The sequence below is a fragment of the Synechocystis sp. LEGE 06083 genome (assembly GCF_015207725.1).
Taxonomy (GTDB): Bacteria; Cyanobacteriota; Cyanobacteriia; order Cyanobacteriales; family Microcystaceae; genus Synechocystis; species Synechocystis salina.
On record NZ_JADEWJ010000048.1, the window covers coordinates 1 to 17,776 of the forward strand.

Annotated in this window: 12 protein-coding genes and 2 pseudogenes; 8 read left to right on the forward strand and 6 right to left on the reverse strand. The window is 49.9% G+C overall.

Translation table 11 applies throughout. The features are described 5' to 3' along the window. Positions 1 to 2,032: plasmid replication protein, CyRepA1 family (locus IQ219_RS05725; protein ID WP_228016737.1), on the reverse strand; the 2,032-nt coding region annotated here is incomplete at its 3' end. Positions 2,033 to 2,286: 254 nt separating this feature from the next. Between IQ219_RS05725 and IQ219_RS05730 the strand changes: the two genes are divergently transcribed. Both IQ219_RS05730 and IQ219_RS05735 read left to right on the forward strand, forming a co-directional pair. Beyond that, entirely contained in the window at positions 2,287 to 2,901 is a 615-nt protein-coding gene (locus IQ219_RS05730; protein ID WP_194072003.1) for a hypothetical protein, read from the forward strand. Continuing rightward, positions 2,801 to 5,113, forward strand: a complete 2,313-nt coding sequence (locus IQ219_RS05735) for a right-handed parallel beta-helix repeat-containing protein (protein ID WP_194072004.1) — start codon at positions 2,801 to 2,803, stop codon at positions 5,111 to 5,113. Before IQ219_RS05730 ends, IQ219_RS05735 begins: the two co-directional genes overlap by 101 nt. An 81-nt stretch (positions 5,114 to 5,194) precedes the next feature. On the opposite strand, the gene coaE is transcribed toward IQ219_RS05735, so the two are convergent. From coaE to IQ219_RS05760, 5 genes are all read right to left on the reverse strand, one after another. Next, positions 5,195 to 5,803, reverse strand: coding sequence for a dephospho-CoA kinase (coaE, locus tag IQ219_RS05740; protein ID WP_194072005.1), 609 nt, complete (start codon positions 5,801 to 5,803; stop codon positions 5,195 to 5,197). A 64-nt stretch (positions 5,804 to 5,867) separates the two neighbouring features. Beyond that, complete coding sequence (locus tag IQ219_RS05745; RefSeq protein WP_190595507.1) at positions 5,868 to 6,602, reverse strand: hypothetical protein; 735 nt, start codon at positions 6,600 to 6,602, stop codon at positions 5,868 to 5,870. Between the two features lie 84 nt (positions 6,603 to 6,686). Beyond that, complete coding sequence (locus tag IQ219_RS05750) at positions 6,687 to 8,600, reverse strand: ribonuclease J (RefSeq protein WP_190595505.1); 1,914 nt, start codon at positions 8,598 to 8,600, stop codon at positions 6,687 to 6,689. A 679-nt stretch (positions 8,601 to 9,279) separates the two neighbouring features. Continuing rightward, on the reverse strand, positions 9,280 to 10,185 hold the full coding sequence (gene dapA, locus IQ219_RS05755; protein WP_194019117.1) for a 4-hydroxy-tetrahydrodipicolinate synthase: 906 nt from the start codon (positions 10,183 to 10,185) through the stop codon (positions 9,280 to 9,282). A 60-nt stretch (positions 10,186 to 10,245) separates the two neighbouring features. Then, complete coding sequence (locus tag IQ219_RS05760; RefSeq protein ID WP_194072006.1) at positions 10,246 to 11,262, reverse strand: aspartate-semialdehyde dehydrogenase; 1,017 nt, start codon at positions 11,260 to 11,262, stop codon at positions 10,246 to 10,248. 541 nt (positions 11,263 to 11,803) lie between these two features. Here IQ219_RS05760 and tig point away from each other — a divergent pair. The 6 genes and pseudogenes from tig to IQ219_RS05790 form a co-directional block, all read left to right on the forward strand. After that, complete coding sequence (tig, locus tag IQ219_RS05765; protein WP_194072007.1) at positions 11,804 to 13,210, forward strand: trigger factor; 1,407 nt, start codon at positions 11,804 to 11,806, stop codon at positions 13,208 to 13,210. Between the two features lie 309 nt (positions 13,211 to 13,519). Next, positions 13,520 to 14,200, forward strand: coding sequence for an ATP-dependent Clp endopeptidase proteolytic subunit ClpP (gene clpP, locus IQ219_RS05770; RefSeq protein WP_194072011.1), 681 nt, complete (start codon positions 13,520 to 13,522; stop codon positions 14,198 to 14,200). Between the two features lie 4 nt (positions 14,201 to 14,204). Beyond that, entirely contained in the window at positions 14,205 to 15,542 is a 1,338-nt protein-coding gene (gene clpX / locus IQ219_RS05775; protein ID WP_194072008.1) for an ATP-dependent protease ATP-binding subunit ClpX, read from the forward strand. A gap of 181 nt (positions 15,543 to 15,723) precedes the next feature. Further along, positions 15,724 to 16,182 (forward strand): annotated as a pseudogene (locus tag IQ219_RS05780) (DUF29 domain-containing protein). Between the two features lie 154 nt (positions 16,183 to 16,336). Further along, positions 16,337 to 17,407, forward strand: a complete 1,071-nt coding sequence (locus IQ219_RS05785; RefSeq protein WP_194072009.1) for a TrkA family potassium uptake protein — start codon at positions 16,337 to 16,339, stop codon at positions 17,405 to 17,407. Further along, positions 17,404 to 17,776, forward strand: a pseudogene (locus tag IQ219_RS05790) (ammonium transporter); the annotation flags it as partial. The gene IQ219_RS05785 and the pseudogene IQ219_RS05790, both read left to right, overlap by 4 nt.

The window sequence follows — 17,776 nt, forward strand, 5'->3', positions numbered from 1 at the left end:
TGTCTAAGTCGTCTAAATTATCCAAGTCAGACTGTTGCAGTAAACGGATATTGACCTCCGTTAAGCGATGACCGGCAGTGAGGAATTTGCTAATGGCCGTAGCTCCATTGCCCACTTGGTTAAAGCCATAGCTAGCAGCCCAGAGATAACGGGGAATATTTTGGCGGATGCGGCCGAGGGATTGGCAAACGGAAGTGGCGGTTTGGATGCCCTGGGCAATACCCCAAACAGAGGTGAAATGGTTCTGCAGGTCAATGCTGACCCCGGTTTCCACCGCCGGACTGCTGAGCACAATGTCATAGTCGGCCAACACCTGATTGAGGTTAGTTAAACTGCCATGGGCTGGATGGTGGGGATCGGACAGGGATTCGGCGTCAATGCGCAAAATACGGCGATCGGGAAACTGTTTTTTCAGGTAGGCTTCCAGGTTGCGGGTGCCCCAGGCGCTGGTGAGCTTTTGGGCAGATAAACAAACGAACGGTTTACCCCCTTCCCGAATATGGTGTAACAGTTGTTTGACCAGTTGCTTGGGATCGTTTTCGCCAAAGTGATAAATGGGCCAAGCCTCTTCTGCCCCCGGTTGCCAATGGTTACGGATCACATAGGGTTGGAGGGGAATACCGCTCAAACTGATCAAATAATCGAGGGAAACATCGGTTAAGTCCGCATCGGCCACATAAATTTGTCCTTCTCCTTCTAGGCTATGTTGCAGTAGTTGCTTGAGGTTCCGCAAAATAGCCACCCGCTGACGACGGCAGGTGTCGGAATTAAGTCCGTGCCAGAGCACTTGCTCCACTTCGTCGATAATAATCAGGCAATCTTGCCACTGTTCCGGGTCAAACTGGGCTTGGGAGTGGCCGTGGAGGGAGTCGATGCATAGACCAAAACCCCTTTGGCGAGCCAGGGGAGAAGAGGGTAAATCCCCTACGTAGGGCAATTGAAAACGGTGACAGAGTTCTTGTACTAAACGAATGCGGTGGCCAATTACCAGCACTGGCCTGTGTTCAGCCTGGGCCTGGCGGACAATGCGGACCAGAAATTCGGTTTTGCCTGTGCCCTTTGGCGATCGCAGGGCAATTAATTTTTCCGTAGCGGGAATGGTCAGGGGCGGTAAATAGCGAGCTTCCACTTCCACGCCCCGGTTATGAGTGAGGCGATTGAGCCGGTGGGCTTTCCAAATTTCCAGGGGCAGAGCTTTACTAGCCAACTGTTGCAGATAATCACTGCCCTGGTTAGCAATCACATCATCGATCCCTTTACCAAGGTGGTGCTCCCATTGCAGAACCTTGACTTCACAGCCCTGACGGCTGAACAGATAGCCCAATCGTTGAATGGCTAAATTCACCTGTTGGATGGTTTTAGGTTTACTGTCTTGGTCAAAGGCAATCAAAATTTGTCTGCCGGGAGTGGCTAATTTGCCCAGGGCCGGAATTAATTGACATTTGCCGATGCGTTGTCCTTGCTCATCCCGGGGGGTGCGGTAACCGTTGTGGACTCCCGGTAAGGCGATCGCCCCGTAGCCGGCCGTGAGCAAAGCCCCGGCTTTTTTGGCCCCCTCCGTAATCACCAAGGGAATTTCTGGATGGCCCATTAACCATTGCCAAAAGCCTAAATCCGGCTGGTCTGGATCTTGATCCTCCGTTGTCAGGGTTACCCCTGCTTTAGTGGCAATCCTTTCCCAAAGATGAAGGGGCACCCGCAGGGCAAAAATTCCTGTGGGGGTTTTGGGGGGATGCTCATATTTAATAGTTTTACTGCTTTCCCCATCCTGTCTCGGGCGATCAGGTTTAAAACACCCCCATAGATCTTTCTCCCCGGACAATAAATCAATGCCAGAACACCACCAGCCCCCCGCGGCGATGTGGGCATAACGTTTCAACAGACCATCACTAACCCGGCCATCATTACGACGCTGGATGGCATCGGCATAAAGCAAATGTTGGGCGGGGGCATCCCCCAGCAGGGGAGTAACATTAAGACGGGTCAGTTGGTCATCTACACAACTTTGCCGCCATTCTTGCAAGTGATTCATTCTGCCATCGGTCTTGCCGGAACAAGACTCCATATCTAGTGTGCGGGGAGTCTTATTGTAGGGGCAAAACGCTAAATGTGGTAGCAGCTAAAATGTTCAAATTCTGGCGATTTACCCCCACTGACGGCATAGATCTCGATTTGTTTCTGCGGCACTTAATCTTAGTCCAGTTTTCGCCCCGGCGATCGCCTAATTGGGTTTAGACCTGGAAGGAAAACCGTGTACAGTTAAACAAAGGTTTTGGTATCAAAATTATGGCAAGCTTTACCGTTACGAATCTTAACGATTCTGGCGCTGGTTCCCTACGACAAGCAATTTTAGATGCCAACCTCAACCCTGGCGCTGATGTAATTAGCTTTGCTGTCACTGGTTCGATTAATCTACTTTCTGCCCTGCCGGACATTATCGATACTTTAACCATAGACGGCACCACCGCCCCAGGTTTCGACGGCAATCCCCTAGTAGCGATTAACTTTAACAATAATCCTGGTCTTAAATTTACTAATTTCAATGGCAATAGTGCTGCAGGGTCCCAACTCCTTGGTCTAGGGATTATCGATAGTAGTACTAATGGAGTTACCGTTGAAGTTGATAACATCACTATTCAGGGTAACTATATTGGTGTCGATTTAGATGGCCAGACCGCCAGGGGAAACCAGGGAAATGGCATTTTTCTCGGTACTCAAACGAGCCAACATTTGATTGGTACTACCAGCAGTGTCAGCGGACAGTTTCAGCTTTCCAATGTTATTTCCGGAAACCAAGGCAATGGCATTCGTTATCTCGATGAACTACATCGGGACAGATGTAACGGGGCAAATCAAATTAGGCAATGGCCTCAACGGCATTTTAGTTACCCAAGGCTCTAGCAATAACTTCATTGGTGGTTTTGAAACCGGGGGCAATAATCCCGTGGATGCGGGGCCTTTTGGAGATGGGAGCCCAGTTAAATTCGTTGTTCCTCCCCAGGGAAATTTAATTTCTGGCAATACGGGCAACGGTGTTTTAATTGACCAACAATCGGAATTTAACACCCTAGCGGGGAACTTCATTGGCACTGTGGCTGATGGTAATTCTGCCTTAGGTAATGGAGCTGATGGCGTCGCCATTAATGAAGCTGACAACAACTTTTTGTTAGGAACAACTGTAAGTCAAAATCCTTTTGTTTTCTACAACGTTGTCAGTGGTAATGGCGGTAACGGTCTGCGTTTAACCAATGCTGATAATACTATCGTCCATGCCAACTTTTTTGGCGCTGGAGCTAATAACGCCACCATTGTTAGCAATGGTTTAAACGGTGTGATGGTGGAGGGAACTTCCCGCGATACTCGGTTCGGGAGCATAATTCCCCTGGGTAATGTAACTTCCGGTAATACCCTCAACGGCGTGGAAGTAAAAGACGAAGTTACCGGGTTTACCTCTTTCAATACCTTCAGTGGCCTATTTGCTTTTAGTACTATTGCTCCAAACGGTCAAGACGGCATTTTAATTACTTCCACCGGGGGCAATAATACCCTGCGAACCAATGCGTTTTCCGGTAATGTTCGCCATGGGATTCATCTCACGGGGAACGCTACGGGAGTAACAATTGATCCGAATATTGCTGGCACTAGTACTTTTGGCGACAGTCCATTACCCAACGGTGGCCATGGTGTTTTGATCGGTGGCAATGCTAACAACAACTTCATTGGCGGTTTTCAAAGCCAAACCCCTTCTGCCCTCCCCATTAATCTTTTTTCCGCCAATAAGGGTTACGGCTTAGTCATTGCTGATCGGGCTCATAATAATACTGTTATTAATTCACAGATAGGAGGGGGATTTAATACTGATTTACCTCTTGGCAATGGTTTAGGAGGTTTGTTAATTACAGATCAAGCTTTCAACAATATTATTGGAGGTGCACCCAGCCCAGAGTTGCCCGATAATGATCCCCAGGTAATCGCCATAAATAATAATGGCTTTGGTTTTACCGTCAACACAACGGGCACTGGCAACCAATTAATTAATAATTTTTCCCAAGGCAATGACAGCGACGGATTCGCCATTGTCGGCAGTGGGGGTAACAATTTAACCGGGAATGAATCCCAAACCAACCAGGGCTATGGCTACAGCTTTCTCAATAGTCCTTCCACAAACAACACATTTAATAATAATCAAGGGGTAGATAATAATTTAGGCGAAAACCAAATTGCCAATGGCTGGATTAATGGTTTAGTCAGTCAAGCAGTGGGAGCCAATAGTTTTTCCTTAACCCAAACTACCGATTTAACTGTGGCCCGTACCGATAGCGCCGGGGGCACTTTTACCTTTGGCTTAACCAACGGCACTGTTAGTCTCACTGTGCTTAGTGATGCCCAAGCTAGTAGCGCCAATGTTTTGACGGTGGACAAAGTGTACTCCGATGATCCGAGCAGTAATTGGTTCACTTCTGAAGGGCAGGCCTTTGGTACCACGGCAGTGCAATCCATTGGCACTGGCACCTGGACTCCCTTTGCCCAGGACAGTGGCGGTAATCAATTAGCTTTAAACGGTTTGATGGTGGAAGGAAATAATGCCACAGCCACCTTTGCCGGGGGAATCACTGCTAGTTTTAGCTTACCCAATACGGGCACTAATACTAATTTTGCCGGGCAATCGGCGCCCCTCACCGTCCGTCGTCTGGCGGGCAATGAAAACGGACTGGCTTTCTATCGTACTGACGATTTAACTGGGGCAGTCAATGGCCTTTTACCGGGGCAGAGTGGTTACTTAGCCGCCGCTTTTACCCAGGCCCAAAATGAAGGTTTAGTGTTCTCGGCGGCCCAATTGCCAGCTTTTCAGGGCACCCAGGGCTTTGCCTTAGGACTCGACTCCACTGCCAACTATGGTGTTCTCTTATTACCCCAGGACAACATTAACGCTGCCTTTAGTTCCTATTCCACTGCCAATCCAGGAGGAGCAGCCCAGTTTCAAACTTTTGGCAGTATGGGGGGCAGGCTCACCATTGGCATTGAAGATATTGCCGTTAACTCTGGCTTGTCAGACCGGGATTACAATGACTTAATTTTGACTTTGGCCGCTGATAATATTGGCGTAATTTAGCGGGAGCTAACCGGAAAGAAGGCCTGGCCAGTCTCAATTTTTGGGGCACTCTTGCAATATCAATCTGTTGAGGATGCCCGTTTAAAATAACGATCTCCAGGCCTCTACAATTTGTGATTCTAAGTCAGCAATTTGTCCAGAGTTATCCAGCACCATATCCGCTTGGGCAATTTTTTGCGCTAAAGGCATCTGACTAGCAATGCGGGCCAAAGCCTGTGCCTCCGTCAAACCGTTGCGCTGAATTAATCTTTCTATTTGCTGCGCCGGGCCACAGGTAACTACCCAAATTTCTGTCACCCAATGCGTTAACTGGACTTCAAACAATAGGGGGATACTCAATACCACCGTTTGCTCCTGTTCTAATTGGGCTAGGGCGGACTGAAAACATTGTTTAACAAAGGGATGAATTTGGGATTCCAGCCATTGTTTTTCCTGGGTATTATTGAAAATAATTTCCCCCAGGGCTTGCCGATTTAATTGTCCCCGTTGATCGACAATTTCCGGGCCGTAACGCCTGGCGATCGCCAAGAGAATCCCAGAACCAGATGCCACTGCTTGGCGGGCATAAAGGTCGGCGTCAAGGATGGAAACGCCATACTTTTGGTTTAAAAAGTCTGAGACGGTACTTTTTCCCGTGGCAATGCCCCCTGTCAAACCGATTAATCGTTGTCGAGGGGGCTTGGTATCCATGGATAAAGTATGAGTTTTTACTGGTTAACTTCCTGGTCTGAAACTGGAAGACAAAGAGAATTAATTAACCAAAAACCGTTTGGGGCTGTTGCTCAGCCAAGAATTTTTCGTGGACAATAGCCCGAAATGTATCCAAGTCAGATTGCCACGCCTCAATGTACTGTCTGGCCACGTTGACCCGTTCTTGGGGATTGGGATTGTTCAAGCTGTAGTTAAAATTACCGGCAAACAACAACGCACTCACCGCCTGGCGATCGGGAATCTGCAAGGTCGCCTGATTAACTTTAAGGTTAAATTGACAGCCTTCCAAAAGATAGGTGAATTCCACCGCCGCCTGCACAGGGGCCTTGCCCAAATCTTGCCAGGAACCGGATGCCAGTAGAGTACCAGTGATGAACTTCCGGGCACCGTCGTTTTGATCCGGCAGGGGAATTAAACATTTGGGGGTTACCACCACACCGTTATATTGGGCATTGGGTAATTTTTCGACAAAGGCACTGGCGACTTTACCCACGGTTATCACTTCCGCCGTTTTATCGTTCATCCCTTCTAAAAACGTCAGGGAACGGGGCTGGGCGACAATGCTGAGTCCATTCTTAAACACCAATTGGGAGCCAGCTTTACTCACCACCGGCTGTTGGTTCAACTCCCATTCGTTGGGCACAATGCCACTGAACTTCAAAAATTGTTCATTGACTAGGCTGGGGTCTAACTCCTTGACAGCAATGCTAATGGAAATTTCCAGGATTTCATTGGGGAGGGTGACAGGTTCTTGGGAAGTGGGAATCACAGTGGACATTAATTTTGCTCGACAATTACCGGACTTACAAAGAAATTGGCCAGGGTCCAATGGATAGAACCCCAGCCAAAACAATAATAGATATTAGGAAGAAACAGAAGTAGTGGAGCGCTTGCGACTACGACGGTAAACCTTGGTGGCGCTGACCGGCTGGCCGCTAGGCTCGGCAGTGGTAACCACTTTTTTCTCCGGTTTGACTTTCACTTTCGGTTCTGGAGTTTTAGTAAGAACCACTTTTTTACGGGGTGTTGGAGTGCTAGAAGCAACACTGACGCTTTGGGGTACCTGATCCAATTCGATGGGGGTGTCAGTTTGTAACATCAACAAGACCATGGGACTACTTTGCAGTTCCCGTTTGATTAGTCGTTGCAGGCTGGACTCCAATTCTTTTTGCAAAGCATTCCAACTAACCTCCGTGGAGCCGTTGGAACCATGGGTGAACTCTGACCACCGCTCTGTCAGGAAATTTTCGATGGTACGCACAATCAGTTCTTCCAGCAAATTAGGCTGAATGGTCATCACCACGCCCCGGCAATGGACTTCCGGATAGGCTAACAATGTACCAGTTTTGCTCAGGGCCGCCGCCACTGTCACCAAACCGTCTTCGGCCATTTGTTGCCGCTCCGCCATGGTGCTTTCGTGGACAATCCCCGCCTGATCCACCAATTCAATGCCGGAAGGCACTTGTCCCGCCACCCGGATCCGATCGCCGGTCAGTTCAATTACATCACCATTATTGACAATGACAATGTTTTCACTGGGAATGCCCTGGGCTTGGGCCATTTGGGAATGTTTGACTAACATACGGTGTTCCCCGTGCACAGGCACAAAGAACTTGGGTCGGGTGAGGGCCAGCAACATTTTGTGTTCTTCCTGGGAAGCATGGCCAGAAACATGGATGCCCTGGTGCTTACCGTAAATTACATTGGCCCCCTGCATCATCAGGCGATCGATGGTGTTGACCACCGCAATGGTATTACCGGGGATGGGATTGGCCGAAAAGACCACCGTGTCCCCCTGGCGAATCTTAATTTGGGGATGTTCTCCCTTGGAAATTCGGGTCATGGCCGCAAGGGGTTCCCCCTGGGAGCCGGTGGTTAAAATTAACTGTTGTTGGTCAGGTAAATTGCGGGCCGCCTTCAAGGGCACAAATAAATTGTCTGGGCATTTGATGTAACCCAACTTACGGGCATGGGCAATGACATTGAGCATCGACCGTCCCACCACAGCCACTTTCCGCTGATGTTTTTGGGCCAAGCTGAGAATAATATTGACCCGGTGCACCGAAGAAGCAAAGGTGGTCACCATCAAACGACCTTCCGCCTGGGAGAAAACCCGGTCTAGGTTGGGAATAACGGAGGCTTCGGAGGGGGTGATACCCGGCACTTCCGCATTGGTGGAGTCGCTCAGTAAACAAAGCACGCCTTTTTCGCCATATTCCGCTACCTTTTGCAGGTCAAAAAATTCGCCATCAATGGGGGTATGGTCAATTTTAAAATCTCCACTGTGCATCACTACCCCCAGGGGCGTGTGGATGGCCAAACAGTAACTATCGGCAATGGAGTGGGTATTGCGGATAAACTCCACCACAAAGGATTTACCCAAACGCACCATTTCCCGGGGGGAGACGGTTTGCAAATTGGTGCGCTCCAGCATGCCCGCTTCCTCCAGCTTGTCCCGTAGTAGGGCCATGGCTAGCCTGGGGCCGTAGATAATGGGAATGTCAAACTGCTTGAGGTGATAGGCAATGCCACCAATGTGGTCTTCGTGGCCGTGGGTAACCACCATGCCCTTGATCTTCTCGCGATTTTCCCTCAAATAGGTCATATCGGGCAGTACAACATTGACGCCATGCATGTCATCGGTGGGAAAAGCGAGCCCAGCATCGAGCAGTAAAATTTCATCGTCGTACTCAAAGACGCAGGTGTTTTTGCCAATTTCGTGCAGGCCACCAAGGGGAAGAATTTTAAGGGTAGGGGTTTGGGTATTTTTAGCCATAATGTAAATAAAAAAACGTTGTAATTTAGCTAGGGAAAATCAACAGTTGCGGCACAACTTGAAGAAATCAAAGAAAAAACTGAGGCTTGAGTAGAGCAAAAGTGGGGCTAAGTGACCAGCAAATGACCGATGCAATTCAATCTTTGGGTTAGTATTCCACCTTATTTCTTGGGGAATAGGGATGGGCAGAATCGAATTTTGGCAACGTCCCAGGGAGTGAATGTATTTGTGGTCTCTGAAGCCATTGGGGAGAGAGCAAACTCTAGTGCTGGAGGGCTGCAAGGAATACTGATTGGGAAAAACTTAGCTCATCCTGGACTCGGAAACTGTCGAAAATTGGAAGAAGACGCTAAAGCCGGTAGCTAATCGGTGTAATGAACTAGCTTGCATAGAGGATGGATTATCTATTCAGGTTTGGACGGAATTGAAAAACTTACTTCGCTCTTAAGTTCATGCCATTCTAGCACATACTCTCCAGATAAGTACCTATGCTGAGAAAAAAATAGAGAAATTATCAACATTGGGTTGGGTTTTAGCAATGGGGGTGATGGTAATTGATCAAAAATTATTGTGGTCCGTCATTGACATCCTCTGACTGCCATGACCAAGGTCAAGTTTCCCCCTTCATCCAGTCTATTTTCCTCCGGTTGACCCAACAGTTATCCCCGGCTTCTCTCCCCTAGGGAAGTAAGGCTAAATCCCTTAGTACGGCTTGTAGTTGTTCAGTGTGACTAGAGGACAGGGCACAGAGGGGGGGTCTGAAGGCTCCCACGGGCCAACCCTGGAGTCCTAGGGCCGTTTTGACCGGGATGGGGTTGGTGGCGCAGAAGAGAATTTTAAATAGGGGGATTAACTGCAGATGAATTTCGAGGGCTTGGGCCGTTGCTCCCTGGGCAAAGTTTTGCACCATGGTCTGGAGGCGATCGCCAACGAGATGGCTGGCCACGCTGACCACCCCGGCCCCTCCCACTGCCAAAAGGGGTAAAGTGAGCACATCATCCCCGGCATAGATAGCAAAATCCTCCGGGGTATGGGCCCGGATCAGGGAAGCCTGTTCCAAACTGCCGGTGGCTTCTTTGATGGCCACAATGTTTTCCACTTCCGCCAGACGATATACCGTTTCCGGAGCCAAATTTTGGCCCGTTCTACCGGGGATGTTATACAACATCATGGGCAACTCCGGGGCACAGCGGGCGATCGCCTGGAAATGGGCCAATAAACCTTCCTGGGGCGGTTTGTTATAGTAGGGCACCACTTGGAGGGAACCATCTACCCCCAACTTGGCCGCAATCTGGGTTGCTTCCATGGCCTCCCTGGTGCAGTTGGAGCCGGTGCCGGCAATGACGGAGCCCCGATCGCCGACGGTTTGTTTAACCACCCGAAACAGTTCATGTTCTTCCTCCCAGGAAAGGGTGGGGGACTCCCCCGTAGTGCCACAGACCACCAGGCCGTCACTGCCATGGGTAATAAGATGGTCAGCCAATTTTTCCGCTACCCCATAATCCACCCCGCCATCGGCATTAAAGGGGGTGACCATAGCAGTTAACACAGAGCCAAAGGGGGAAGCGTTCACAAAATCAGCCATAGACTATCTCAACGGAAAAAGGGCAACGGGTAAGTGACCATCGGTGGGTTTGGAAAAATTCTACAGCCAACCCCGCTCCACTAACAGTTCGGCAATTTGCACCGCATTGAGGGCCGCCCCTTTACGAATCTGGTCACCGCACAACCACAGGTCCAAACCATTGGGGTGGGAAATATCCTGGCGAATCCGCCCCACCAACACATCATCCTGGCCGGTAGCATCTATAGGCATAGGGAAATAATTTTTTTGCCAATCTTCCACCAGTTTTACCCCTGGGGCCTTGGCGATCGCCGTTTTGGCCAAATCCACCGGGAACGGCGTGGCAAATTCCAAGTTAACCGCTTCCGAGTGGGCCCGGAGCACCGGTACCCGCACACAGGTAGCCGTAATTCTGATCTCCTCGGCGGCGAAAATTTTCCGCGTTTCCTGCACCATTTTCATTTCCTCTTCACAGTAATGATTGTCTGTGATGGGGGAATTGTGGGGAAAGAGGTTAAACGCTAGGGGATAGGGCAAAATTTCGGCTTGGGGAGTTTTTCCTGCCAGGATATCCCGACTTTGGTGTTTGACTTCCTCCATGGCCATGGCCCCAGCCCCACTGGCGGACTGATAGGTGGCTACCACAATGCGTTGAATGGGTTGAATTTGGTGCAAGGGATAGATGGCCACCCCCATTAAAATTGTCGTGCAGTTGGGGTTGGCAATGATGCCTTGGTGATTTTGGGCCGCCTCGGGATTGATTTCGGGCACCACGAGGGGCACTTCCGGCACCATGCGAAAAGCGCTGGAATTATCCACCATCACCGCTCCAGCCTTGGTAATTTCCTCGGCCCAACGTTTGGAGGTGGAACCCCCTGCGGAGGCTAATACCAGGTCACAGTCTTTAAAGACTGACCCGTCCACCACCTGGATCGGTAACTTTTCCCCCCGAAACTCCAGGGTTTTCCCCGCAGAACGGGGCGATGCTAACAGTTTCAAATCCGCCAGGGGAAAATTCCGGCTGGCCAGTAGCTCCAGTAATTCTGTGCCAACGGCCCCAGTGGCCCCCAGGATGGCAACGCGTATCGGTGATGGCAAGGCTTACTCCTCCAGTAGCTAATCAGGATCAAAAGATGGACAAGGTGCTCAGACAGTGGCATTAAGCTCAATTAAACCGCTCAATCCAGCCAAGTTGGTCAAAGTCATTGGGGCAAAAAATCAGCAAGATAAAGAAAAAATAGGTTGTGGCGCAGGGCATTTCCCGGTAAACAGCAAGGCCATTATTGAATTGTCCAGCTAGAAAAATTATTGATTTTGCCCAATTTGTTCAAACCGGTCTGGGTGGCCACCACGGCGGAAAGACTTACCCATGGAACAATGGGCCCAGCGGGAAAAGATTCTTGCCCTAGGGAAAAATGGCACCCGGCTTATATTATGATCAATTGGGTTGACCGCCACAGGTCTTCCCCGAGTCATTGCGTTGCGGGGCTAGAAGGGAAACATTTCCCTCGGTCTAAGTGAACCTAGCATAGCACGGGTAGAAGGGCCCACAGACCAATTTCTGTAGTCCTTCCCAGCCCTCCAGGGGTGAACTTAGTGCCCACTGCCCCCATTGTTTCACCATCGAGATTTCCCATCAATGAAAGTTACCCAGGAAAAATTGCCAGATAGTCAAGTTGGGCTAGAAATTGAGATTCCCGCCACAGCGTCGAAAAAGGTTTACGAGAACGTCGTCAAAAAGTTAACCCGCACCGTTAATATTCCTGGGTTCCGTCGGGGTAAGGTGCCCAGGGCCATTGTGATCCAGCGTTTGGGACAAAGCTACATTAAGGCCACGGCCATTGAAGAGTTGATCGACGACAGTATTAAGGCGGCTGTCAAGCAAGAGGAATTGCCCATCATCGGCAATTTTTCCCTGCGCTCGGACATGGAGAACTTGATCCAGACCTTCGACCCCGATGCGTCCCTCACCATTAAAGTGGCGGCGGATGTGTTCCCCGAAGCGGAGTATGAGGCGGAAAGCTATAAAAAAATCACCGCCCAGGCGGAAGAAATTGAGTATAGTGCCGATGCTGTTGACCAGTGGCTCAAGGGAGAACAGGAAAAACGGGCTACCCTAGTGCCGGTGGAAGATCGCCCTGCGGCCATGGGGGATGTGGCCATTGTGGACTATGCCGCTTTTGAAGTGGCGGAAGATGGCCAAGCCGGAGAGGCGATCGCCGAAGTGAAGGGTTCCGATTTTGAAGTGGCCCTGGAGGAAGGTCGTTTTGTTACCGGCATTGTGGATGGCATTGACGGCATGGCGATCGACGAAATCAAGCTCATTCCGGTTACTTTTCCTGAAGACTACCCCCTAGAAGCGGTGGCCGGGGAAGACGTGCTGTTTGAAATTAAGCTCAAGGAAATTAAATTCCGGGAACTACCCGAATTGGACGATGACTTTGCTGAAGATGTCAGCGAGTTTGAAACCATGGATGAACTGAGGGCAGATCTGGAGAAGCAATTCCAAGACCAGGCCAAACAGCGCACCGATGACAATATTAAAGCCGCCATTAAGCAAAAATTGGGGGAACTGTTCACCGGGGATTTACCGAAAACCATGATCAAACAGGAGTGCGATCGCCTGGTGGCCCAAACTGCCATGGAATTAGAACGCATGGGTCTGGATGTTTCCCAGCTCTTCCGCCAAGGGGACGATATGCTCCAAACCCTCAAGGACAATTCCCGTCCGGAGGCGATCGCCAACCTGAAAACCCAACTGATGATGGGGGCGATCGCCAAGGATGAAAAAATTGAGCCCACCGAAGCGGAAATTAAGGAACGCTGCGACGAACTCCGTCAGGAATTCAAGGGAGAAAAGATCGACGAAGACCGGCTGGTAAGCTTTGTGGAAAGTTCCCTGATAGAAAATAAAGTGCTAGACCGGCTCAAGGAGTGGGCCACCATCGAACTATTGCCCGAAGGTAGCCTCAGCCAAACGGAAGAAACTGAGGACGACGACGGAGACGAAATCACCGTTGACGTGGAAGCCACCTCCGAAGCTTAGGGTCCACTGCCCCAACTCACACTTTCGGTCTGGGTCCGGGTCCCGTGCTGGGCTTCCGTAAACCAGAGAGAAAAATCCCTGGAGTTGGCAAATTGACAGGGCAGACTAACCTCCTGCCCTCCCGACCCTAGGACGGCTACCCCCCAAGGCTCAGGTAAATCTAGGTAAGATGAGACCATGTCAGCAACAAAGTTGAGTTAACCTAAAGCAAAGCAAGGGAAAAATCATTTCTTTCCCCTACCCTTGGACGCTAGTTTGATCGCCGTCCGCTTTTTTCTTAATTTCCCCTACCTTCTCCGTACCGAACCCATGGTCAACTCCCATTCTCCCTACCGTTCCCCCCTCAGCACCCTAGGGGGCAATAACATCCAAAGCGTTGTTCCCATGGTGGTGGAACAGTCTGGCATGGGGGAGCGATCCTTCGACATTTACTCCCGTCTGCTGAGGGAAAGAATTATCTTTTTGGGCACCCCCGTGGACGACCAAGTGGCGGACTCCATTGTGGCCCAGCTATTATTCTTAGACGCAGAGGATCCGGAAAAAGATATCCAACTCTACATCAACTCCCCAGGAGGCTCGGTCTATGCGGGATTGGCTATCTACGACACCATGCAACAGATCCGCCCCGATGTGGTCACCATCTGTTTTGGGCTAGCCGCCAGCATGGGAGCCTTTTTGCTTTCCGGTGGCTGTAAGGGAAAACGCATGGCCTTGCCCAGTTCCCGTATCATGATCCACCAACCCCTAGGGGGAGCCCAGGGTCAAGCAGTGGAAATTGAAATTCAGGCCAGGGAAATTCTGTACATCAAACATCGTCTTAACACTATGTTGGTGGAACACACCGGCCAACCCATGGAGAAACTCCAGGAAGATACGGAAAGGGATTTCTTTATGTCTGCGGAGGAAGCAAAGGAGTATGGCCTCATCGACCAGGTAATTTACCGTCCCAATCTTCCCGATCCCACTACCCCCGTCACCTCCCTCGGTTAGTTTTATGCCCAAATACGACTCCCATCTGAAATGTTCTTTTTGTGGCAAATCCCAGGAGCAAGTCCGCAAATTAATTGCTGGCCCTGGTGTATATATTTGTGACGAGTGTGTGGAACTCTGTAACGATATTTTAGATGAGGAGTTGTTGGATGTTCCCCCTGCCACAGTTGGGGAAAGGGAAGGGGGAGGCCAAAAGCCGAAAAAATCTAGCCAGCCCCGCCGTCGCCTCACCCTGGAGGAATTACCCAAGCCCACGGCGATCAAACAGTACTTGGATGAGTATGTGATTGGCCAAGATGAGGCCAAAAAGGTACTTTCCGTCGCTGTTTATAATCATTACAAACGCTTAAACCTGCTGGAGCGCAATCAGGAAGCGGATCCCGGCGAGGCGGTAGAATTACAAAAATCGAATATCCTCCTGGTGGGGCCCACGGGCTCCGGTAAAACCCTGCTAGCCCAAACCCTGGCGAAGATATTAGAAGTACCCTTTGCCGTGGCCGATGCCACTACCCTGACGGAAGCGGGCTACGTGGGGGAGGATGTGGAAAATATTTTGTTAAGACTCCTCCAGGTGGCGGATTTGGATGTGGAGGAGGCCCAACGGGGTATTATTTACATTGATGAAATTGATAAAATTGCCCGCAAAAGTGAAAATCCCTCTATCACTAGGGATGTGTCGGGGGAAGGGGTACAGCAGGCTTTGCTGAAAATGTTGGAAGGAACGGTGGCCAATGTGCCGCCCCAGGGAGGCAGAAAGCATCCTTACCAGGATTGTATTCAAATTGATACTAGTAATATTCTCTTTATCTGCGGTGGGGCCTTTGTAGGTTTAGAGAAAGTGATTGAACAACGATTTGGCAAAAAATCCATGGGTTTTGTGCGCCCAGGGGAGGGACCCAGCAAGGAAAAGCGCACTGCCGATGTGCTCCGTCAAGCAGAGCCAGATGATTTGGTCAAATTTGGTCTAATCCCTGAGTTTATCGGTCGGATTCCAGTGATGGCCTGCCTGAACCCCCTGGATGAGGATGCCCTGATTGCTATTTTGACCCAGCCGCGCAATGCCATTGTGAAGCAGTACCAAACTTTGCTGGGCATGGACCATGTTGAGTTGGATTTTCAACCCGATGCGGTGCGGGCGATCGCCACAGAAGCCCACCGTCGCAAAACCGGGGCGAGGGCGTTACGGGGCATTGTGGAGGAATTGATGCTGGACGTGATGTATGAGTTGCCTTCCCGGGAAGATTTAACCCACTGTTTGATCACGAGGGAAATGGTGGAAAAACGCTCTACAGCAGAATTGTTGCTCCACCCCTCTTCCTTACCTAAACCAGAATCTGCTTAGGTTCACCCTTTTGTTTTTCAGCAGTTAAAGACTGGTTGGAATTGCCACAACCCATGACTGCCATTTTAAATGAATACAGGCTAAGTTAGTGAGTTTAATGTGAATAAAGTTAGTAATTTAAAGTAGGGCTAAATTGCTGCCGAGATTTGCGTTTTTTCATAATTTATCTGGAGTTAATGCCATGACGCAAACTGCTATACAGCCAACAACCCTCTATGAAATTGATTATTTACTTTGGACTGAAGAAATAATCGCCCAACTGAAAGCCAGGGATTTTGAACATCTAGATGTGGAAAATTTAATTGAGGAGATTGCAGATTTAGGGCGATCGCAAAAGCGAGAACTGAGACAGCGCTTGGCTACTTTGCTGGAGCACTAACTCAAGCGAATTTATGTGGGTATGCCCCAAGAATATAATGGTTGGGAGCGGACCATCCGAGAACAGCGCCGCCAGATTAGGTTTGAGATTAAAGCCTCCCCCAGTCTGAAATCAATTTGGGAGCAGTCCTTTGATTTAGCTTGGGAATTTGCCTTAGAAACGGTTCGTGATGACTATGCCGAGTTTAATTTTCCTGACTTGTGGCCATGGGAGTCTGACATTGACACCGTCTTGACAGTTAACTTTTGGGAAATTGAGTAAATTCTCCATAATCCTAGCTACTCTCGTGACAAAGGGGAATTGGGAATTTAGTGTCCCTCGCCACAATTTTCCAGGTCAGGGTTGATAAACTGCCTATACGGACGGTGTTTTTCTGTCCCTAGGCTTTGCCGATCGCCGTTTGTTCCGTTTAACTATGCAGAATTCCAATCAACGGCTCAAGCTGGGGGTATTGTTTTTCGCTGTCACCCTAGTTTTGGCCACTTTGGGCTACATCTGTTTTGGTTGGACAACGACGGAAGCGGTGTACATGGTGGTAATTACCGTTTTTGGGGTGGGCTATGGGGAAGTACGTCCCCTCACAACGCCGGCGGAAAGGTTATTCACCATGGGGGTTATCCTAGCGGGCACCACCTCTGCGGTCTATATTGTCGGAGCATTTGTGCAAATGGTGACGGAGGGAGAAATCCATCGGGCTTTGGGGAATCAACAACGGCAACGGCAAATTGCCAATTTGACTGACCACACGATTATTTGCGGTTTTGGGCGCATGGGGCAGGTATTGGCAAAGCAATTGAAGCAGTCCGGTTTGCCCTTTGGCATCATTGATAATCAACCAAGCCAAGTGGCGATCGCCGAATCCTTGGGTTATCTGGCCCACTGTGGGGATGCCACCAGGGAAGAACAACTGCAAATGCTGGGGGTAATGAAAGCCCAAACCCTAGCCACCGTATTGCCCGAAGATGCCACCAACGTTTTTATTACCCTGACCGCCCGGGAACTTAACACCCGTTTGACCATTTTGGCCCGGGGAGAAATTCCCGAAACAGAGAGAAAATTACGGCTCGCCGGGGCAGACCAGGTGATTTTACCCCTCACAGTGGGGGCCATTCAGATGGCGGATTTAATTACCCAGTCAAATCGCCGGGATTTTCTCCATCGGCCCGATGAACGGGGCTTTTTAAATGATCTGTTGGCCAGCGTAGAAGTGCAAATGGACGAATTAATTGTGGCGCCGGATTCCCCCGCCATGGGTCGTACCATTATGGAAATGGAAGTCCGCAGTAAGGGAGCTTTCATTGTCATTGCCCTACGACGGGCTGACGGTAGTACTATTCTCCATCCCCACCCTTCCCAAATTTTGAACGAGAACGACACCATAATTGTCATCGGCCATCGTTCCGAAATTCCCCGCTTTGCCGAACAGTATCAGTTTAAGCGCAAACAACTCAAAGCCCGTTGGCAAGAGGCGGCCCTGACACCATGACCTCCATCGATACACTCTGGGTCTTGCTCTGTGCTGGCTTAGTATTCTTTATGCAAGCTGGTTTTATGTGTTTGGAGTCGGGGCTAACCCGTTCCAAAAATAGTATTAACGTCGCCATTAAAAACTTTGCTGACTTTGGTATCTCCGTTGCTCTTTTTTGGGCATTTGGCTTCAGCATCATGTTTGGGCTCTCCCAGGGGGGTTGGTGGGGAGAGGGCTATAACTTTGTCAGTGTAGGCGAGAAGCCATCCTTAGCGGTCTTTTTTCTTTTCCAAGCCATGTTCTGTGGCACTGCCACCACTATTATTTCCGGAGCGGCGGCGGAACGGCTTAAATTTTCCGCTTATCTGTTGGTGGCCGGTCTAGCCT